Source organism: Streptomyces sp. NRRL F-5630 (assembly GCF_000719475.1).
Classification (GTDB): Bacteria; Actinomycetota; Actinomycetes; order Streptomycetales; family Streptomycetaceae; genus Streptomyces.
The window spans coordinates 105,366-124,303 of the sequence record NZ_JOGO01000005.1 but is presented as its reverse complement, the minus strand read 5'-3'; the positions used below and the strand labels follow the sequence as shown (position 1 = coordinate 124,303).

Annotated in this window: 17 protein-coding genes; 9 read left to right on the top strand and 8 right to left on the bottom strand. The window is 71.5% G+C overall.

Features of this window, described 5'->3' with window-relative positions:
- Positions 1-41 precede the first annotated feature (41 nt).
- Both IF99_RS0104185 and IF99_RS0104180 read left to right on the top strand, forming a co-directional pair.
- Positions 42-1,976, top strand: a complete 1,935-nt coding sequence (locus IF99_RS0104185) for a glycoside hydrolase 5 family protein (protein WP_030994946.1) — start codon at positions 42-44, stop codon at positions 1,974-1,976.
- A complete protein-coding gene (locus IF99_RS0104180) occupies positions 1,973-4,264 on the top strand; it encodes a glycoside hydrolase family 3 N-terminal domain-containing protein (RefSeq protein ID WP_030994945.1) in 2,292 nt (763 codons plus the stop codon). Before IF99_RS0104185 ends, IF99_RS0104180 begins: the two co-directional genes overlap by 4 nt.
- Before the next feature lie 115 nt (positions 4,265-4,379).
- Here the strand turns inward: IF99_RS0104180 and IF99_RS31580 are convergent, their stop codons facing one another.
- The 3 genes from IF99_RS31580 to IF99_RS0104165 all read right to left on the bottom strand — a co-directional run bounded on the left by IF99_RS31580 (position 4,380) and on the right by IF99_RS0104165 (position 6,479).
- Positions 4,380-5,024, bottom strand: coding sequence for a hypothetical protein (locus IF99_RS31580; protein ID WP_051703361.1), 645 nt, complete (start codon positions 5,022-5,024; stop codon positions 4,380-4,382).
- Positions 5,025-5,477 (bottom strand): hypothetical protein, encoded by a 453-nt coding sequence (locus tag IF99_RS0104170; protein WP_051703360.1) that lies wholly within the window; start codon positions 5,475-5,477, stop codon positions 5,025-5,027. It abuts the gene before it with no gap.
- Between the two features lie 393 nt (positions 5,478-5,870).
- Positions 5,871-6,479, bottom strand: coding sequence for a TetR/AcrR family transcriptional regulator (locus IF99_RS0104165; protein WP_030994942.1), 609 nt, complete (start codon positions 6,477-6,479; stop codon positions 5,871-5,873).
- A 105-nt stretch (positions 6,480-6,584) separates the two neighbouring features.
- Here IF99_RS0104165 and IF99_RS0104160 point away from each other — a divergent pair, with 105 nt between their 5' ends.
- A complete protein-coding gene (locus IF99_RS0104160; protein WP_030994941.1) occupies positions 6,585-7,778 on the top strand; it encodes an MFS transporter in 1,194 nt (397 codons plus the stop codon).
- 513 nt (positions 7,779-8,291) lie between these two features.
- Here the strand turns inward: IF99_RS0104160 and IF99_RS0104155 are convergent.
- The gene (locus tag IF99_RS0104155) at positions 8,292-8,771 is read right to left on the bottom strand and encodes a CGNR zinc finger domain-containing protein (RefSeq protein WP_030994940.1); all 480 of its coding nucleotides are present in this window, start codon (positions 8,769-8,771) and stop codon (positions 8,292-8,294) included.
- Between the two features lie 104 nt (positions 8,772-8,875).
- On the opposite strand from IF99_RS0104155, the gene IF99_RS0104150 reads away from it, so the two are divergent.
- Entirely contained in the window at positions 8,876-9,745 is an 870-nt protein-coding gene (locus IF99_RS0104150; RefSeq protein ID WP_030994939.1) for an alpha/beta fold hydrolase, read from the top strand.
- A gap of 458 nt (positions 9,746-10,203) precedes the next feature.
- On the opposite strand, the gene IF99_RS0104145 is transcribed toward IF99_RS0104150, so the two are convergent.
- Positions 10,204-11,484, bottom strand: coding sequence for an MFS transporter (locus IF99_RS0104145; protein ID WP_030994938.1), 1,281 nt, complete (start codon positions 11,482-11,484; stop codon positions 10,204-10,206).
- A 76-nt stretch (positions 11,485-11,560) separates the two neighbouring features.
- On the opposite strand from IF99_RS0104145, the gene IF99_RS0104140 reads away from it, so the two are divergent.
- The gene (locus tag IF99_RS0104140; RefSeq protein WP_030994937.1) at positions 11,561-12,127 is read left to right on the top strand and encodes a TetR-like C-terminal domain-containing protein; all 567 of its coding nucleotides are present in this window, start codon (positions 11,561-11,563) and stop codon (positions 12,125-12,127) included.
- Positions 12,128-12,333: 206 nt separating this feature from the next.
- Positions 12,334-13,902, top strand: coding sequence for a N,N-dimethylformamidase beta subunit family domain-containing protein (locus IF99_RS30530; protein ID WP_234340579.1), 1,569 nt, complete (start codon positions 12,334-12,336; stop codon positions 13,900-13,902).
- Positions 13,903-14,127: 225 nt separating this feature from the next.
- On the opposite strand, the gene IF99_RS0104130 is transcribed toward IF99_RS30530, so the two are convergent.
- Positions 14,128-15,165, bottom strand: a complete 1,038-nt coding sequence (locus tag IF99_RS0104130; RefSeq protein ID WP_158716578.1) for a helix-turn-helix transcriptional regulator — start codon at positions 15,163-15,165, stop codon at positions 14,128-14,130.
- Positions 15,166-15,260: 95 nt separating this feature from the next.
- Between IF99_RS0104130 and IF99_RS0104125 the strand changes: the two genes are divergently transcribed.
- Both IF99_RS0104125 and IF99_RS0104120 read left to right on the top strand, forming a co-directional pair.
- The gene (locus tag IF99_RS0104125; protein ID WP_030994934.1) at positions 15,261-15,665 is read left to right on the top strand and encodes a hypothetical protein; all 405 of its coding nucleotides are present in this window, start codon (positions 15,261-15,263) and stop codon (positions 15,663-15,665) included.
- A 52-nt stretch (positions 15,666-15,717) separates the two neighbouring features.
- Positions 15,718-16,491 carry a glucose 1-dehydrogenase gene (locus IF99_RS0104120; RefSeq protein WP_030994933.1) on the top strand — a complete coding sequence of 258 codons (774 nt, stop codon included), beginning with the start codon at positions 15,718-15,720 and terminating at the stop codon, positions 16,489-16,491.
- Positions 16,492-16,704: 213 nt separating this feature from the next.
- Here the strand turns inward: IF99_RS0104120 and IF99_RS0104115 are convergent, their stop codons facing one another.
- Positions 16,705-17,457, bottom strand: a complete 753-nt coding sequence (locus IF99_RS0104115) for an SDR family NAD(P)-dependent oxidoreductase (protein ID WP_030994932.1) — start codon at positions 17,455-17,457, stop codon at positions 16,705-16,707.
- Positions 17,454-17,771, bottom strand: a complete 318-nt coding sequence (locus IF99_RS0104110; RefSeq protein ID WP_030994931.1) for a hypothetical protein — start codon at positions 17,769-17,771, stop codon at positions 17,454-17,456. The genes IF99_RS0104115 and IF99_RS0104110 overlap by 4 nt, the downstream gene beginning before the upstream one ends.
- 71 nt (positions 17,772-17,842) lie before the next feature.
- On the opposite strand from IF99_RS0104110, the gene IF99_RS0104105 reads away from it, so the two are divergent.
- Positions 17,843-18,676, top strand: a complete 834-nt coding sequence (locus tag IF99_RS0104105) for a LysR family transcriptional regulator (RefSeq protein ID WP_030994930.1) — start codon at positions 17,843-17,845, stop codon at positions 18,674-18,676.
- Positions 18,677-18,938: the final 262 nt, after the last annotated feature.

Sequence of the window (18,938 nt, the reverse complement as noted above, 5' to 3'; positions counted from 1 at the left end):
CGGTCACGCACCACCCGAACCCCCACCACGCGAGAAGGACCATGCGACGCCACAGCGCCCAGCTCACCCACCAGCCCGCCGTCCTGCCCTGGCTCGGCGCCAACTTCTGGTCCCGCACCGGCGGTCCGCTGATGTGGCGGGACTACGACCCGACGACGGTCCGCGAGGAACTGCGCGTCCTGGGCGACCACGGCCTGAACATGACCCGGTCCTTCTTCTACTGGCCCGACTTCCACCCGGAGCCGGGCCGCGTCGACGAGGAACTGTGCGCCAGGTTCGAGGACTTCCTCGACGCCCACCAGGAGGCGGGCATGGGGACGGTGCCGACCTTCATCGTCGGCCACATGTCCGGTGAGAACTGGGACCCGGCCTGGCGGGGCGGCCGCGACCTGTACGAGGACGTGTGGATGGTGGGCCGCCAGGCGTGGTTCGTCTCCCGCATGGCGCGCCGGTTCAAGGACCACCCGGCGGTCACCGGCTGGCTGATCACCAACGAGATGCCGGGGTACGGGCGCGTCTACCAGGTCGACCCGCCGTCCTCCGAGGTGGTGACCGCCTGGGCCCAGGCGATGTGCAACGCGGTGCGCGCGACCGGCGCGACGCAGCCGGTGTCGCTGGGCGACGGGGCGTGGGGCATCGAGGTCACCGGCCGCGACAACGGCTTCTCGCTGCGGGACACGGCGGAGTACGTGGACTTCGTGGGCCCGCACGTGTACCGCTCCGACACCGACCGGCCGCGCCAGCACTACCGGGCGGCCTTCGAGTGCGAACTGGCGGCCGTCACCGGGCAGCCGGTGGTGCTGGAGGAGTTCGGGCTGTCCACCGACACCGTCTCGGCGGCCAACGCGGGCCACTTCTACCGCCAGACCCTGCACAACTCGCTGCTGGGCGGTGCCACCGGGTGGATCGCCTGGAACAACACCGACTACGACGACCTGTGGGACCGGTCCCCGTACGACCATCACCCCTTCGAGATGCACTTCGGCATCACCGACTCCACCGGCGCCCCCAAGGAACCGCTGCGGGAACTGGCCGCCTTCGCGGACGTGCTGAGGGCCGTGGACTTCCCGAACTGCTCGCGGTCGGAGGCCGACGCCGCCCTCGTGGTGCCCGCCTTCCTGGAACGCGGCTACCCCTACAGCCGCCCCGCCGACCGGCCGCTCATCTTCACCTCGCTGCACCAGGGCTACGTCACCGCGCGCGCCGCCGACCTGCCCGTCGCCCTCAGCCGCGAGGCCGACGGACTGCCGGGCGAGGCGTCGCTGTACCTGCTGCCCGCCACCCGGCAGCTCACCACCCGCACCCGCAGGGAGCTGGCCCGCCGCGCCGCCGACGGGGCCACCGTCTACCTGTCGTTCTGCTCCGGCGAGCACCCCGGCACGCGGGGCCCCTGGTTCGACGACCTGGACGGACTCTTCGGCGTGGAGCTCCAGTTGTCGTACGGCGTCGCCGAGCCGATCGAGGACGACGTGCTGGAGATGACGTTCACCGAGGACTTCGGCGACCTGCGCGCCGGGGAGGTCCTGCGCTTCCCGGTCGCGGGCAACGAGGACAGCCGCGCCTACCTGCCCGTGGTCCCGCGGGCGGGTCGGGTCGTCGCGGTGGACGCGCATGGCCGGCCGGCGCTGGTGGTGCACGAGACCGGCAGGGGCCGCACCGTGCTGGCCACCTACCCGCTGGAGCACATGGCGGCCCGCACGGCGCGGGTCAACCCGGAGGAGACGCACCGGCTGTACGCGGCGCTGGCGCGGGTGTCCGGCGCGCGACGACCGGTCACCGTCGCCGATCCGCACGTGGCGGCGGATGTCCTCGCGCACGCGGACGGCCGGCGCTTCGTCTGGCTGGTCAGCCAGAGCGCCGAGCCGCTGGTGGTGCGTCCGGAGGCGGACGGGGGGCTGCACGACCTGGCCGAGGGCACCCCGGTCGAGGATGTGCGGATAGACCCGTACGGCGTCGTCGTCCTGGAGCTGCGGTGACCGTCCCCCGCTACCGCGATCCGGCGGCCCCGGTGCCGGAGCGCGTCCGCGACCTGCTCGGCCGCATGACCCTCGCGGAGAAGGTGGGCCAGCTCAACCAGCGCATGTACGGCTGGCACGCCTACGAGCGCACCGCGGACGGCCACCGCCTCACCGACGCGTTCCGCGCGGAGGTCGCCGCCTTCGACGGCATGGGCGCTCTGTACGGCTTGCAGCGGGCGGACGTCTGGTCGGGCGTGGGCTTCGGGGACGGCCTCGACGCCCGGGACGGCGCCGCCGTGGCGGCGGCCGTGCAACGGCACGTCGCGGACGGCACCCGGCTCGGCATCCCCGTCCTGCTCGTGGAGGAGATGCCGCACGGCCACCAGGCGCTGGACGGCACGGTGCTGCCGGTCAACCTGGCGGCGGGCGCCACCTGGGACCCGGAGCTGTACGCGGACGCGGTGGCCGGCGCTGCCGCCGAACTGCGGGCCAGGGGCGCCCACGTCGCGCTGGTCTCCGCGCTGGACCTGGTGCGCGATCCACGCTGGGGACGCAGCGAGGAGTGCTTCGCGGAGGACCCGTACCTCGCGGCGCGCATGACCGAGGCCCTGGTGGAGGGGGCCGCACGGGCCGGTGTCGCCGTGGTGCTGAAGCACTTCGCCGGGCAGGGCGCGACGGTCGGGGGGCGCAACAGCGCGGCGACGGAGCTGGGGCACCGGGAGCTGCACGAGATCCACCTCGCGGCGGCGCGGGCGGGGGTAGCGGCCGGAGCGGCCGGGGTGATGGCGGCCTACAACGAGTTCGACGGGGTGCCGTGCGTTGCCAGCCGGTACCTGCTGACCGAACTGCTCCGCGACGACTGGGGCTTCGACGGCGTCGTGATGGCGGACGGAACGGCGATCGACCGACTGGTGCGGCTGACCGGGGACCGCGTCTCGGCCGCGGCGCTGGCCCTGGAAGCCGGCTGCGACCTGAGCCTGTGGGACGACTGCTTCCCCCTGCTGGGCGAGGCCGCGGAGCGAGGGCTGGTGTCCGGCCGGGCGCTGGACGCCGCGGTCGCGAGGGTGCTCACCCTGAAGTTCCGGCTCGGCCTGTTCGAGCGGGCGGTGCCCGAGGCCGGCTCCCACGCGGGAGGGCGGGAGCTGCGCGCGCTGGGCGAGCGGATCGCGCGCGCCTCGGTGACACTGCTCGCCCACGAGGGCGGGGTCCTGCCGCTGTCCCGTGCGGTGCGGCGGATCGCGGTGCTCGGGCCCAACGCGGATTCGGTCGCCCAGCAGATCGGCGACTACACGGCGCCGCAGCGGCCCGGTGACGGCATCACGGTCCTGGAGGGCATCCGCGCGGCCGCCGGGCCGGACACCGAGGTGGTGGCCGCCCGGGGGTGCGAGCTGGTGGGGGACGACGTGTCGCAGGTGGCCGAGGCGGTGCGACTGGCCGCCGGTGCGGACGTCGCGGTGCTGGTGCTGGGCGGTTCCAGCGCCCGGACCCCCGGCACCGCCTTCGAGGCGAACGGGGCGGCCGTCACCGGGGCGGGTGCCCCGTCCGGCATGACCTGCGGCGAGGGCGTCGACCTCGCGGACCTCTCGCTGCCGCCGGCGCAACGGGCGTTGCTGGCCGCGGTGTCGGCGACGGGAACGCCGGTCGTGGTGGTACTGGTACAGGGCCGCCCGCACGCTCTGCCCGCGATCGACGCGCCCGCCCACGCGGTGCTCAGCGCCTGGTATCCGGGCCCGCGGGGCGGGCGCGCGGTGGCGGAGGTGCTGTTCGGCGATGTCGAACCGCGCGGCCGCCTCCCGGTGTCCGTGCCCCGCTCGGCCGCCCAACTGCCCGTCTTCTACAACGGCAAGGACCACCGCTACCGCGGCTACGTCGATCAGGACGCCACACCTCTCCACGCGTTCGGCCATGGCCTCTCGTACACGACCGTCGAGTACGGGGCGCCCCGCCTGTCGCACACGCGGGTCGCCGCCGACGCACCGCGCCTGACCTGCCGGGTGGCCGTCCGCAACACCGGGACCCGGCCGGCCGAGGAGACGGTGCAGCTCTATGTGCGCCGACTGTCCGGAGGCGCGTCCTGGCCGCGCGTGCGGGAGCTGCGGGGCTTCGTCCGGCTGCGTCTCGCGCCCGGCGAACAGGCCGACGCGGTCTTCGGCGTGGACACGGAGACGCTGGCGTCCGTGGGGCGCGAGCTGCGGCTCGTCGTCGAACCGGGTGCCGTCGAACTGGAGACGGGCCCCGCGTCCGACCGCACCCGGGGGGCGCGTCTGGAGATCACCGGTTCGGAGCCGGCACCTGCAGGGTGGTGAAGGGCGCCACCCTGTCGAACGCCGGAAAGCCGACGGGGAGGGCGTGAGCGACGATCACCACCCTCACCGGGCCGGGAGCCCCCTTCCACCCCATGCGGAAGGGGGCCTTTCCGCTCTACCACCGGAGAAGGTCCACCAGGCGGGCACAGTGGGGATCGTCCGAGTCCCGCTGGCGCTCGGGCTCCTCGACCAAAGACGGGAGCGCTGACAGGAGAGCCGTCATACGGTCAGACACTTTCACGTCCGCTCCGATCACCTCATGAGTGTCGCCGCCCGCCGCGTAGATCCTCATACGCTCAGGCCCCGTGAAGAGAAAACCACGTACACCTGGGCTGGGTGGTTCCTCTACGTACGGTTCCAGCAAGGCGTGCAGGAATTCACCGGCGCGCTCCTCGTAGGAATCCGCACCAGCTTCCCACTGCTCTGGTTTCACGGACACCACGGTCATGCCCAGCACCGTGCCCACGTCGCTGGCGCCGTACAGGCGGGTCCCGGTCGACGAGCGCACGACCGCCCGCAGAATCGCCCCCCCGGACCGTACGCTCTCCCCGTCTCGCAGGGGCACTTCGTAGGCGACGTACGCCGCCACGTCGTACTCCCCCAGGCCGCCGAGGACCACGCGCAGCGCCGGTTCCGGCCGGGTGACAGGCAGGACACCGCGCACGTAGAGGTCGCCTGCCAGGGGCACCGCGACGTAAGGGAGGAGACGCCTCACCGTGTCGTACTGCGCCTCGGCGACATCGTCCGGGTCCAGTGGCATCTACTGATTCACCCAGTTCGGGCACTTGTTCATCCCCACGCAATAAGCGGTGATGACTCCCACCACTTCGCCCTTCTTCACCCTGTACTTCTTGTCCTTGGTCTGCCGCGCGTACTGCACAATAATCTTGATGGTGATGACCTTCCTGCCGTTGTGAATGGCCTTCGCCAGATACTCCAGTCGCGGGCCATCCACTTTGTCGACCTTGTCCCTCAGCCCGGCGGCGAGGATCGCGCATTTCCTGATGTTGTGCTTTCCGCTGAAGTGATTCCAGCCCAGGTCCCCGTTCCCGACGCGCGTCGGGATACGGCGGCCGTCCCGGTCTTTCGTTTCGCACTTCACCGTCTGGTTCCAGTGCGGGTGTTCTGTACCGGCGTTGGCGGGTGCCAGTCCCGGGCCGCCGAGCAGCAGGGCGGCAAGAGCGGGCACGGCGAGCTTCGTCTTGATGTTCACGGCGCCGACTCTGCCCAGCCCCGCCCGGCAGACTCACGACACGCCGAGCGGGTCACTCATCCTAGTGAGGGAGGATCGTTTCACCGAACCGCCCCGGTGGTGTTCACGCCGAACGCGTAGGGCGCCCAGCAAGTGCGGCCAGTCGCAACTCCCGCTACAGATGCCGATATTCCGCCTCCAGGACGCGCAGTTCGAGCATGACGCAGACCCTGCCCGCCCGACGGGCGGGCAGCAACTCGATCGCAACGCCCCCATGAGGTCGTTCAGCCCTGCGGCCTGCCGGACCCGTGACCACCGTCCACGCGACCTCGGTGACCTGTCCGGGCACGTCACCGATTCTCGCCGGAGCGCGCCCGGTCGCCAGACGCTCCTGACGTGTGGTGCGCGTGAGCGTCAGCGTCCCTGCGTGTCCCAGTTCGCGAGCACCGCGTCGGCTGCGGCGTGCAGGTGGCGTGCTGATGTGCCGTCGCACACCTGTGTCGAGATACCGAGCAAGAAGCCGTGGATCATTGACGTGACGCCGTCCACGTCGGTGTCCTCGGCGAGTTCGCCCGAGGTGATGCCGCGTACGACGCACGCCCTGATGCGCGCGCGGTCCGCCGCGCGGCGCGCCGCTACGACCTTTCGCGCTCCGGCCTCGCCCGCCCCCGGCGCCCTGGTCGTCCCCGAGAGGGCGACGAGGCATCCGCGAGGGTGGGACGTGTCGGTCTGCATGTCGATGGACCCGTGGAGGAGCCGGGCGACGGCCTCGCGGGGGCTTCCCGCCTCGTCGGCCACGACATCGGTGACACTGCCCGGTCCGGCGATGTAGTGCTCAACGGCCTTCTCGAACAGCCCCTCCTTCGAGCCGAAGGCACCGTAGAGGCTCGCGGAGGACAGCCCCGTGGTCTCGCGGAGCTGGGCCAGCGATGTCGCTTCGTAGCCCTGTTCCCAGAACAGCAGCATCGCGGCCTCCAAGACGGCCTCCATGTCGAAGATGCGGGGACGGCCGACAGGGGACACGGCGAACCTCCTTTATTGCGGACTGACTGATCCAGTTTGACACCCGCAAGCACGTCGATCAATATCGGATCAGTCAATCCATAATCAGTGAAGGAGTCCGCCCCGATGACCCCAACGTGCCCCGCGCCGGTCCGCGAGCGAGCTCACGAGTCGTTCCCCGCTCCGGCACTGGTGGTGATGGCGTGTACCGGATTCATCGTGATCATGACCGAGACGCTGCCGGCGGGGCTGCTCCCGCAGCTCGCCGCCGGACTCGACGTCTCCGAAGGCGGCGCCGGCCAGCTCGTGAGCGCCTACGCGATCGGAACGGTGCTCTCGGCAGTGCCGGCGATCGCGCTGACGCGCGGGGCACGGCGGAAGCCGCTCCTCCTTGTGGGCTTGCTCGGGTTCCTTGTCGCGAACGCCGCCACGGCGGTATCGCCGTCGTTCACCGTCGCTCTCGTCGCCCGGTTCGTCGGGGGAGCCTTCTCCGGTCTGCTGTGGGGCATGCTCGCCGGATACGCCCGGCGTATCGCCGCACCCGAGCACGCCGGGCGTGCCCTCGCCCTCGCCATGGCCGGAACCCCCGTCGCCCTCTGCGTCGGAACACCACTCGGCGCCTGGCTGGGCTCGACGGTCGGGTGGCGCTGGTCCTTCGCCGCGATGTCACTGCTCAGCGTCCTCGTCATGGTCTTCGCGAAGTTTCTCGTGCCCGACGCCCCTGGGCAGTCGGCGCAGACACGCGCTCCGCTCAGCCGAGTTCTGAGCATTCCCGGTGTGGCGACGATCCTCGCCGTCGTATTCGTGTGGATGCTCGCGCACAACCTGCTCTACACCTACATCGCTTCCTATCTTCAGCAGATGCGTCTCGCGCTCCGGCTCGACGTCACACTTCTCGTCTTCGGCGTCGCCGCGCTCGGAGGCATCTGGATCACCGGCGTGTTCATCGACCGCGCGCTTCGCAGGCTCACCCTGGCGAGTGTGGTCCTGTTCATCGTCGCCGGAGCGTTTCTTGCCGCTGCTCAGCAGTCCACTGTGCTCGCGCTGCTCGCGATCGTCCTGTGGGGCCTCGCGTTCGGCGGCTCGGCGACGCAGTTGCAGACGGCCATGGGGGAGGCCGCGGGCGAGAACGCCGACGCGGCGAACGCGATGCTGACGACGTCCTTCAACATGGCGATCTTCGCGGGCGGCGCTGCGGGGGCTGTGGTCGTCGACGGCGTGGGCGCCCCGGCTCTTCCAGCCGGGATGATCGCTCTCACACTCATGGCGCTCGTCATGGTCGGCTTCGGCCGACACGCGGCGTTCCCCGCAGAACGTTGATCGAGAACCGACCGGACCGCTCCTCATGGCTTGTCGTGCGGCCTTGGACGGGTATGCGCGGACGGGTATGCGGCCCACTGGCGGATCGGCGCATCGGGGGCGAAGTCGGTCTTGGGCTCGGCGTGGGCGTTGCGCCGGCGGGTGCAGGCGACGAGGGCGGCGTTCCGCTCCTCGTGGGCGCCGTGGTCCGTGCAGTTGAGGGCGAAGCAGTGCAGGGCCGCGAACTCCGATTCGATCCAGTTCGGCCAGGATCCGCAGGTCGGCGGGAAGACCAGCTCGACGTCGCTGCCAGCGGCCCAGCTCGGACCTCGGCGCGCTTGGGGGGAAGTCGTCCAGGAGGACGTACGGCTTCTCCCCAGGCCAGCGGGAGTGCGGAGTCTTGAGCGGGCCGAGGAACTCTCGTCGGTGTTTGTGCTTGCCGGATCGCCGCGGCCTGACCGGATCCTTCGCGGTCCGGCTGATCCGCTGCGGGCGGCGGCCCTCCTCTGTGCCGACCGGACGGAGGAGCCACGACTAGCGGGTGCGCTCGTAGTGGCGACGTGCTTTTTCGCGGTTGCCGCAGACAGCCATCGAGCACCAGCGGGCGCGGTTGGCGCGGCTGCGGTCGAGCAAGAACAGCCGGCACTCGTCATTGGCGCAGGGGCGCAGCCGCCCGGGGAGGCGCTTCTCGGTGGCGGCCCAGGCGAGAACCACCTCGACGGCCAGCCGGGCGTGCGGGGGAGCTTCGACTCTCCACTGAAGACCGCCGGAAGTGATCTCCGGGATCTGGTGGACCCCTTCGAGCAGCGGGCTCAACGCGGCGGGCGAGCTCTCTCCGCGCACGACGTCCCGCAGGACGTCCCGCGCCTCGCGCAGCAACTCCAGTTCCGCGAGGCTGCCTTCACCGCCGCGCTCCCGCGCCCAGCGCCTGCCCGCGGCCGGGTCTGCGAGCGCGTCCCGCTCCTCGCCGTTCACCACGGGTTGGCTGTTGAGCAGGTCCAGCAGTGTGTCCACCGGTTACCACCCTCCCTCTAACCGCATTGGTTCGCTTGACAGGTTAGACCACCGATGTTTGCATGACGAGAACTAACCAGATAAAGCCCTCGGAGGGGTTAGACATGAGCTCGGTGCACCACCGGACCGCGACCGTCGACGGCCACGAGATCTTCTACCGCGAAGCCGGCCCCGCCGATGCCCCCGCGATCGTGCTGCTGCACGGCTACCCGACCAGCTCGTTCATGTTCCGCGAGCTCATCCCGCTACTGGCCGGCGATTACCACGTCATCGCGCCGGACCACCTCGGCTTCGGCCACTCCGACGCCCCGCCCGTGGATGAGTTCACCTACACCTTCGACGCCCTCGCCGAACTCACCTCCGGACTGCTCGACCAACTGGGTCTGGGCCGCTACGCCCTCTACGTCCAGGACTACGGCGCTCCCCTCGGATGGCGCCTCGCGCTCAAGCACCCCGAGCGGATCTCCGCCGTGGTCACCCAGAACGGCAACGGCTACGAAGAAGGCTTCGTCGAGTCGTTCTGGACCGACGTCTGGGCCTACGGCGCCAACCCCGGCCCCGACACCGAGCCCGCCGTCCGCGCCGCACTGAGCCGCGAGGCCATCCGCTGGCAATACCTGCACGGCGTGCCCGACCCGAGCCTGGTCAGCCCGGACACCTGGGAGCACGACATCGCCCTCGTCTCCCGCCAGGGCAACGACGAGGTCCAGCTGGCACTGTTCCGCGACTACCGGAACAACCGCCCGCTCTACCCACTGCTGCACGAATTCCTCCGCACGAGCGAGGTCCCGGTGCTCGCCGTGTGGGGCCGCAATGACGAGATCTTCGGCGCGGCCGGCGCGCGAGCGTTCGCCCGCGACGCCAAGGACGCGGAGGTCCACCTGATCAACGGCGGCCACTTCCTGCTGGAGAGCCACCTGGACATCGTCGCGGGTTACCTGCGCGGCTTCCTCGGGCGGGTGCTCGGTAAGTAGGGCCGCTGCGAACGGAACCTTCGCGGGCCGCCGCGCCGGCCCCACCTTTGCCCCTCCGTACGCCGTATGCTCCGGGCACCGAAGCGGGGAGTGTGACAACCCCCGCCCGGCACCCGGCCGTTGCTCGTGGACCGCCTTCTCCGGGGGACCGTCCGTAGCGAGGAGACGGCTCCCGTCGAGCGGTGGCCGGACGACAACCGGCGGAAGCCCGTCCGGCGCTGATGGTGCTGCTACGGGCCGCGGCGACTGCCCACGGACCTGGCAGCCCGGCCGCTGCCGGGAGAGTGCGGGCCCGCCTGCTGTGCTCCTGGCCGCCCAGCCCCACAGGAACGGGAGTCCGCCCCGCCGGACCCGGCTGCGACGACAACCCGGCCTACCGGCCCCGGCGGACCGGGCGAGCAGAATCGCGCTCGCCGCGGCCTCGATCGGGCCGCGGCGAGCAATTCCCGGGTGCTGTCTCACACTTGGGGAACGCCGGAGGTAGGGGTGCGGGTCGCGCGCAGGCGCTGCGCGAGCAGGGCGAGGGCGCAGAGGGCGGCGACCGCTGCGGCGTAGGCGACGAACGTGTCCTTGAGACCGGCGTGCGTGGCGGCGATTCCGGCGATCACAGCGGGGACGCTGAAGGCCAGGTAGGAGATGACGAAGGCGACAGAAAGCAGCTCGCTGCGTTCGGCGGGGCGGGCTATCCGGGCCAGGGTGCCGAAGCTGGCGAGGGCGGAGCCGCCGAAGCCGATGCCCGCGACCACGGTCCCGGCTGCGGCCGCGGTCAAGGAGTGCTGCTCCACACCGGTCAGGGCGACGGCCGTGCCGGCCAGCAGCAGGGTCGCGCTGACGGCGAGGGTCCGTCCGACGGGCCAGCCGCGCAGAGCGAGGGCGGTGAGGAAGGCCGGGCCGGTGAGCAGGGTGACCACGAGTCCGCCGACGACGTGGTTGGAGAGGCCGAACAGGCCGGCGGCGACGGACGGGCCGAGCGAGAGGTAGAGGCCGCCGAGCGCCCAGCTCGCGATGAGGATGGGGACCAGGCTCAGCAGGTCGGCCCGCAGGTGGGGGGCGATGCGCAGGCGGGGGTGGAGCGAGCGGGCGGCGCCGGGGCGGCGCAGCGAGGTCTCGGGCAGGGCCGAGAGGAGGGCACCGGCCACTACGAGTGCGAGGAGCAGCAGTACGTAGACGAGGCGGGTGGGGTGCGGCGCGTACTCGATGAGGAGGCCGCATCCCAGCGAGCCGAGCCCCAGTCCGAAGGTGGGCGCGGTGCCTGTGACGAGACCGGCCCGGTGCGGGGCGTGTGCGGGGTTGAGGTCGGAGAGGGCGGCGCCGAGTGTGGTCATGGCGGCTCCGGTGGCGATGCCCTGGAGGAAGCGTGCCGTCAGCAGCAGGCCGACGTCGCCCGCGGCGAGGAACAGGGCCATGGAGGCCGCTTCGAGGGCGAGGGCGGAGAGCAGGACCGGGCGGCGGCCGAGGTGGTCGGAGAGGGCGCCGAGGACGAGCAGCGCACCGATCAGACCGAGTACGTACACGGCGAAGACGGTGGTGAGGGTGGTGGCGGAGAAGTGCCATTGCTGCTGGTAGACGACATAGAGCGGGGAGGGTGCGCTGGAGGCGGCCATGAACAGCACGAAGACGACCGCGAGCGAGGCGAAGGCGACGGGACGGCTCAGCCGTCTCCGCCTCTGCTCCGGTGGCGCCACCCAGTCAGCGGGTGAAGGGGAGGACTGGAGCTGGGGCGGGGTGGGACCGGACACGGCGGGACTCCAAATGCAGTGATCGATGCGTTTAGGACGCTACCACTAACGCAGTGATCAGTGCGATAATTTCCGCATGGCTGAATCGTCGACCCCCGTACGTCCCGGCGGCCGCTCCGCGAAGGTGCGGGCGGCCGTCCACCGCGCCGTCGCGGAACTCCTCGCCGAGGAGGAAGCGGAGACCCTGACCCTGCCCGCCGTGGCGGCGCGCGCGGGCGTGCACCCCACCACTCTGTACCGCCGCTGGGGCTCCATCGCCCAACTGCTCAACGACGTCGCCACCAGCCGTTTCACCGACGACCTCGTCGTCCCCGACTCCGGCTCTCTCTCCGGCGACCTGCGACGCTGGCTCGCCGACGTCGCCACCGACGTGGCCGACCCGGACACGCTCGCTCTCATGCGGGCGACCATCGGCTCCGGCCCAGCGGGGGGTTGCGCCTGCGTCGAGGACCGCCACCGCCAGCTCGGCGCCATCATTCGGCACGAACAGGACCGCGGGGGGACAGCACTCGACGTGGAGACCGCCGCGGACTTCCTCCTCGGCCCGCTCTACTACCGTGCCGTTTTCACCCCCGAGCCCGCCTCCGCCGACTGGGCCCGCTCGCTGGTCTCCACCTATCTGGCGACGCTCCCGAAGCCCTGAGCCTGCTCCGCGCCCTCGGCGGTCACGTGCGGGGGGCCGCTTGGAGTGCGACGGCCGCGCGGATGGATGCCCTCGACGGGGCAGGACCGGCCGCCGAACGGCCGCACGCGGTGCTGCCGTTCGGCCCTCTCCGGCTCGCCGCGGGGCGCCGGCTGCCGCAGGATCGAGCCGGTGGAGCGGCTGAAACGGGCGGAAGGGGCGACGGCATGGACAGCGGCGAGGAGCAGGCGGCAGGGACTCCCCCCGACGGCGCCGCCCCGCCGTGGCCGGGGCGGCGGCAGGTGCTGCGGGTCGCGGCGTCCGGACTGGTCGTCGCGGCGAGCGCCGGGTGCGGGACGGGCGCCACCCACACCCGCCCCACCCCGTCCGCGTCCCGGCTGAGCGGCCACCCCGCGCTGAAGGGCACGAACGACTGGCGGCCGGCGTCCGTCGGCCCGCCGGAGGCGATCGAGGGCTACGCCGACCGGGTCAGCGTGCGGCCGGGAGAGACCTTCGCGCTGCACGTGTCGACCACCGCGCGGACGTTCCGCGTCTCCGCCTTCCGCGTCGGCTGGTACGACGGCGCGCAGGCGGCCCTGGTGTGGGTCTCGCACACGGTGCGCGGCAGCCGGCAGGGCCCGAGCAGCACCACCCCGGACACGCGGATGATCCGCGCGGGCTGGGACCAGAGCCTGGCGGTGCCGGCCGACGGCTGGCCGAAGGGCGCCTACCTGCTGCGGCTGGAGGCCGACAACGGGCACCAGCGCTATGTCCCCCTGGTGGTCCGCTCGGTCTCCGCGCACGGCCGCACCCTCCTGATGCACGCCCCCGCCACCTGGCAGGCGTACAACGACTGGGGCGGCAACTGCCTCTACTACGGCGCCGAGGGCTCCTACGCCCGCCGCGCCTACGGAGTCTCCTTCGAGCGCCCCTACGCCAAGAACGGCGCCGAGAAGTTCCTGGTCTACGAGCGGGCCGCGGTGGTGCTGGCCGAACGGGCGGGTATCCCGCTGGCGTACACCACGGGCCTGGACGTCCATCGCGACCCGGGGGTACTGAAGGGCGCGACCACCACGGTGGCCCTGGGCCACGACGAGTACTGGACGCCCGAGCAGCGGCGGCACGTCACCGCCGCCCGCGACGCCGGGACGAACCTGGTCTTCCTCGGCGCCAACACCTGCTTCCGCCGGATCCGCCTGGCCTCCGACACGGCCGCCGCGCCGCCCGCGGTGGTCTGCTACAAGACCGACTTCACCGCCGACCCCTACCTGGCCGACCACCCGCGCATGGCCACCACCGACTTCCGCGGCGGGCCCGGCGCCGACCCCGAGTCGTCGCTGACGGGCGTCCTGTACGAAGGCTTTCCGACCGACGCACCCTACGTGGTGCAGAACCCCGACCACTGGGCCTTCCGCGGCACGGGCGTACGCCGCGGCGAGCGCTTCGCCCACCTGGTGGGCGTGGAGTACGACCGGGTCACCCCCAGCGCCCCCACCCCGGAGTCGATCGAGGTGGTCGCGCACTCGCCCCTGGTGTGCAACGGGCGGCACAGCCACTCCGACTCGGCGTACTACACGGTGCCCAGCGGCGCCGGCGTCTTCGCCACCGGCACCATGCGCTGGGTGGAAGGACTGATGGCGGGCACCGGCCTGAACGGGCGGAACCACCGGATGGACGCCCGCACCGGCGAGTTCGTCACCAAGGTGACCGAGAACGTGCTGACCGGGTTCGCCGCGGGCCCCGCACTCCGGCACCGCCCGGCCCCACGGGAGAACGTGAAGCACCTCTACGCCTGAGGCCGGTGGGGTGCCGGTGCGGGTGCCGGTGCCGCTCCGGACCCGAACCGGCCGATCGGCAGACAGGACTCGATGAACTCCCATTCAGCGTCGCTCAGTTGTACCTGCGTCATGACGCCAGCTCTACCGGCTCACGCCGTGCCGCGAGGTCGAGTCCCGCAGATTGCTCACAACTGGATACGGTCGTACGGTCCCTGACGAAAAACTCAGTAATCACTCGTCCGGTCACAGGCCCAGGACCGTCGCCACCAGTTCGCCGCGGCTGCGGACACCGGTCTTCGCGAACACACTCTTCAGATGGTCCTGCACGGTCGCCGCGGTGATGTGCAGTTCCACGGCGATGGTCCGCGACGGCAGACCGGCGACGACTCGCGCCAGCACGTCACGCTCGCGCGCTGTGAGCCCGTACGCGAGCAGCAGTATCTCGGCCACGTCGGCGGCCGGCGCCGGATGTACCGTCACGGCGATGGCCGCCGGATGCGGGCCGCCACCACTCAGCGGCGAGGCCTGGACGGAGAGCCACCGGCCCGAGCGGCCGCGGATGCGTCCGTACGCCGGCAGCTCAGCGCCTCTTCCCCGTGCGGCCACCTCCAGGATCGCGGACGGCAGTTCCGCCTGCGACGGGTCCAGCTCGTCCCGCCAGAGCTTCGCGGCCAGGTTCTCCGAAAACAGCCGCAAGTCCTGGTCGAGCAGGAGCACTCCGGCCTCGGACGGGCCCGCAGCGGTGTCGTCGGGTGCCCGGTGGGCGGCCCGGCGCAGGGCCGCACCGACCGGGGCGGACAGCCGCCGCAGGACGCCGACGTCGGCCGGGGTGAAGTCGGGCCGCCGGCCGCCGCGGAAGAGGGCGACGACGCCCCAGCAGCGGCCGTCCACCACGAAGCCCGCCCGCAGCTCGTGCCGCGCGTCGATCATCGGCAGCACGGTCCGGTAGCGGTGGCTGGCTTCCGGATCACCGCCGGTGGCCGCACCGAGCGTGCCCGCGGACACCTCGGAGCGGGCCAGCGCCGCGAACTTCAGGACGTCGTCCACCAGGTACTCGTTGTGCGCGGCGGCCGCGGCCGCCTCCGGTACGAGCCCGGCGCTGACTTGGTCGGCGGTCAGCAGCGTCATCGGGTCGATCGTGCTGAAGCAGTAGGAGTCGGCCGGGATGAGGCGTGTCAGCCGGTCGGCGATCCGGCGGCGCAGTATCCGGGAGTCGAGGTCGAGACGGCAGATCGCCTCGATGTCGCGCACGGTCTCGCGCCGGACCATCGGGGAACTCACCCTTGCCACGGTATCCCAGAAATGTGGGAGGGCCGCCCGGCCTCCAGGCGCCTACCGTGGGTCCGAGAAACCCCAGGTCACGGAGGTACACCGACATGTCCCCGTCCATGCTCAACGTCGGACTGGATCCAGCGCTGGTGGACGACGCGCCCTCGTCACGGGCGGCGTTCCCTGAAATCGACGCCGAGGCGGTCCGGGCCGGAATGGCCGCGGGCCGGGCTCGGCTCGAGGAGCTCGGCCTGAGTGTCGATGACTGCCTGCTCGACTACGGCCGCACGGCCGAGGCGGTCTTTCGCACCGCGTTGACCGCCAAGGACTACGACATCGTGCTGATCGGCGCCGGCGTCCGGCTGGACCCGGAACTGACCCCGCTGTTGGAGGTGCTGGTCAACACCACCCACGAGCTGGCACCCGGCGCGAAGCTCTGCTTCAACGTCAGCCCGACGACGACTGTCGAAGCCGTCCAGCGGTGGTGGCCCGAACACAAGCCGCTGGTCTAGGCGCCCATAGCACTCAAGAGACGATTCGATGAACGGGAGGCGGTCTTCCGCCGTGTCTGCAAGAGCACTCGAGGACAAGGTCGCACTGGTCACCGGCGGCAGCAGGGGCATCGGCCGGGCGATCGCGGAGCGGCTCGCCCAGGACGGCGCCGCCGTCGGCGTCACCTACGCCCGCGACGAGACGGCGGCGAGCGAGACCGTCGAAAACATCCGCAAGAACGGAGGACGGGCCTTCGCACTCCAGGCGGGGCTGGGTGAACGCGGCGACGCGGCCCGCCTCTGGGCCGCCTTCGACGCCGCGGGCACGGAGCACGTGCCCGAGGGGAAGCTCGACATCATCGTCAACAACGTCGGCATCGGGGATTTCGCATCCCTGGAGTCGTTGACCGAGGACGCCTTCGACAAGGTCTTCGCCGTGAACGTGCGTGCGCCGTTCTTCGTCACGCAGCAGGGACTGCCGCGCCTGCGCGACGGGGGCCGGATCATCAACATCTCCAGCTCCGTGGCCCGCCTGGCAACGCCTGAAATGATCGCCTACGGCGCCACCAAGGGAGCCCTGGACAACTTCAGTCTCGCCCTCGCCAAGGAGCTGGGCCCCCGGGGCATCACGGTCAACTCGGTGGCCCCGGGAACCGTCCTCACCGATGCCAGCGCGGCCACCCTGCTGGGCGATCCGCACGCCGAGGCGCAAGCGGCGTCTCTTGCCGCCCTCGGCCGGATCGGGCGGCCGGAAGACATGGCCGACATCGTGGCCTTCCTCGCCTCCGACGACGCACGCTGGGTAACCGGCCAGGTCATCGACGCAACGGGAGGCATGGCCCTCTGACGTGCTAAGAAGAGGAACGCCGTCGAGCGGCCCGGGGATGAGCAGGACATGTCCGGCGCCTCCCTTGCCCTACTCCTGCGGCCAGGCGCGGCGCCCTGCTCGCACGGTCAAGTGCGGCGTCCTGATCGCCCGGCCAGGCGGGGCGCGCCCTGCCCGCACGGTCAGGCGCAGGGTCCTGCTCGTGCGGTCGGGCGCGGCGCCCTCTCCGTAGGGTCAGGCGCGGCGTCCGCCGTCGACCGACAGGGTGGTCCCCGTGACGTAGGAGGATTCGTCCGAGCACAGCCAGACGGCGGCGTCGGCGATCTCGTCCGGGGTGGCGAGACGGCCGAGCGGAGTGAGTGCCTGGTGCTGGGCGATCATCCCGGTTCCCTCGGTGGCCCGGTCCAGATGCGCCGTGCGGGTCATCCCGGGGGCTACCGCGTTGACCCGGATGCCGTCGGCGGCGTAGTCGACTGCGGCGGCCTTCGTCAGGCCCACGACGCCGTGCTTGCCGGCCACGTACGCCGGGGACAGCGGGATGGCGTGCAGGCCGCCGCCGGAGGCGATGTTGACGATCGCTCCGCCCCCGGCCCGGCGCAGTTCGGGTATCTCGTGTTTGAGACAGAGGAACGTGCCGGTCAGATTGACCCGCAGCACGCCTTCCCATTCCTGCGCCCGCATTTCGGTCAGCTGCCGGCCGCTCGACGAGACGGCGGCGTTGTTGACCGCCACATTCAGCCGCCCGAACTCGGCGACCGTCCGGCCGATCGCCGACCGCACGGAGTTCTCGTCGGCGATGTCGGCCCGGACGGCGATCGCCCGCCCGCCTGCCCCCGCGATCTTCTCGGCTGTCTCGTGCGCCGCCGCCTCGTCCACGTCGAGGACCGCCACCGCCGCCCCGCGGCGGGCGAGACCGGAGGCGATGGCCCTTCCGATCCCGCTGCCCGCCCCGGTGACAAGGCCGACCTTGTCGGTGAAGTCGCTCACGCCAGCGCCTCGTGGTTCGCCCAGGCCGCCTTGAACGGGTAACGGGCGCGCCAGGTGTCGAAGACCTCGCCGACCTCCGGTGCGGCGAAAAGGGTCCCCAGCGCCTCGAGGTCGGCGGTGCCAAGCTGGACGACGGCGGTGGCGATGAACGCCGGAATCTTCTCCTCGCCGGGGACGGGGATGTGACGCTGTGCGGCGAACGTCTGGAGCACGCCGGTGCCCTTCGCGGCCGTTTCGAGGTCCGCGAGGTACTGCTTCAGGTCGTGCTCGGGAATCGGTGCGGTGAACTGGACGAACATGGTGTGCTGGATCATGACCCCATACGACCACCCGGTATCCGGCCGCGTCCAAGACCTCTTCCGCGGGCATTCGATAACCTTGAGGAATGGATCTGGTGGAGGTAAGGGAGCTGCGGTACTTCATCACCGTCGCCGAGGAGCTGCACTTCGGACGCGCCGCCGACAGGCTCGCCGTCGCACAGCCCGCCCTGTCGAAGACCATCAAGCGCATCGAGTCCCGGCTGCGCGTCACGCTCTTCGACCGCACCAGCCGCAGCGTCGTGCTGACGCCCGCCGGGGCGGCCCTGCTGGAGCACGGCCGACACGCGCTGAACGCGATGACAGTCGCCGTGCAGAACACACAACGCGCCGCCGACGACGCATCGCTCAGGTTCGTGATCAAACCCGGCGGTGACGCGAACCTGCTCTCCGGGATCCTCGCCGCCTACGCGGAGCAGCCCGCCGCCCGGCAGGTCGACATCCTCTTCAGCGGCGCCACCGACCGCACCGATCACCTGCGCGACGGGCGTGCCGACACGGGCCTGCTCTACGCCCCGTTCGATGACCTCGGCGGGCTGGCCACCGAGACCCTCCACGTCGAGGACCGGGTGGCCGTCCTCCCCGAAAACCACCGGCTCGCCGGGCGGGACAGCATCTCCCTGAGCGACCTCAGCGATGAGGTCTTCCCGAGGTGGGCGGGTGTCCCCGGTGGTGGGAGCGGTCCGGAGATCGCCGACGCCGGCGAACTCACCGCTCTGGTGAGGATCGGACGCGTCGTCGCGGTCCTGCCTCGTTCACTCGTCACGCCCGCGGCCCCAGGCATCGTGTGCGTCCCTGTCCCCGACGCGGGGCCGAGCCGGATCGTCCTCGCCCGCAGGGGCGACGACCAGCGCGAGCACGTCACCGCCCTGTTCGCCGCCGCGTCGCGACGGCGCGGCTGAGTCCGCGGCAACCAGCCCTCCCCGACCACCTGTGGGCCCCGCGTCCCCAAGTGTGTCCCGGCTGTCCGGCTGCCGACGCCTGCGCCGTCGCTACGCACGGAAGCCGGAACACTTCCTCGCCTTCACTGCCACCGCCGTGACCCTCGTATGTCACCGCAGACTGGCCAAGTGACATGGCCCCTCAGCACCTTTCGCGCGGTCACAGGTCCTGTGCGGTCGAGGGAGCGGTTGATGATCAGAAGCAGCGTCCCCGGGAGAAGCC

Bases quoted from the DNA above. Each gene is read 5' to 3' on its own strand.
- IF99_RS0104185 (WP_030994946.1), top strand. From the start codon at position 42: ATGCGACGCCACAGCGCCCAGCTCACCCACCAGCCCGCCGTCCTGCCC.
- IF99_RS31580 (WP_051703361.1), bottom strand. From the start codon at position 5,024: ATGCCACTGGACCCGGACGATGTCGCCGAGGCGCAGTACGACACGGTG.
- IF99_RS0104160 (WP_030994941.1), top strand. From the start codon at position 6,585: ATGACCCCAACGTGCCCCGCGCCGGTCCGCGAGCGAGCTCACGAGTCG.
- IF99_RS0104150 (WP_030994939.1), top strand. From the start codon at position 8,876: ATGAGCTCGGTGCACCACCGGACCGCGACCGTCGACGGCCACGAGATC.
- IF99_RS0104140 (WP_030994937.1), top strand. From the start codon at position 11,561: ATGGCTGAATCGTCGACCCCCGTACGTCCCGGCGGCCGCTCCGCGAAG.
- IF99_RS30530 (WP_234340579.1), top strand. From the start codon at position 12,334: ATGGACAGCGGCGAGGAGCAGGCGGCAGGGACTCCCCCCGACGGCGCC.
- IF99_RS0104125 (WP_030994934.1), top strand. From the start codon at position 15,261: ATGTCCCCGTCCATGCTCAACGTCGGACTGGATCCAGCGCTGGTGGAC.
- IF99_RS0104110 (WP_030994931.1), bottom strand. From the start codon at position 17,771: ATGATCCAGCACACCATGTTCGTCCAGTTCACCGCACCGATTCCCGAG.
- IF99_RS0104105 (WP_030994930.1), top strand. From the start codon at position 17,843: ATGGATCTGGTGGAGGTAAGGGAGCTGCGGTACTTCATCACCGTCGCC.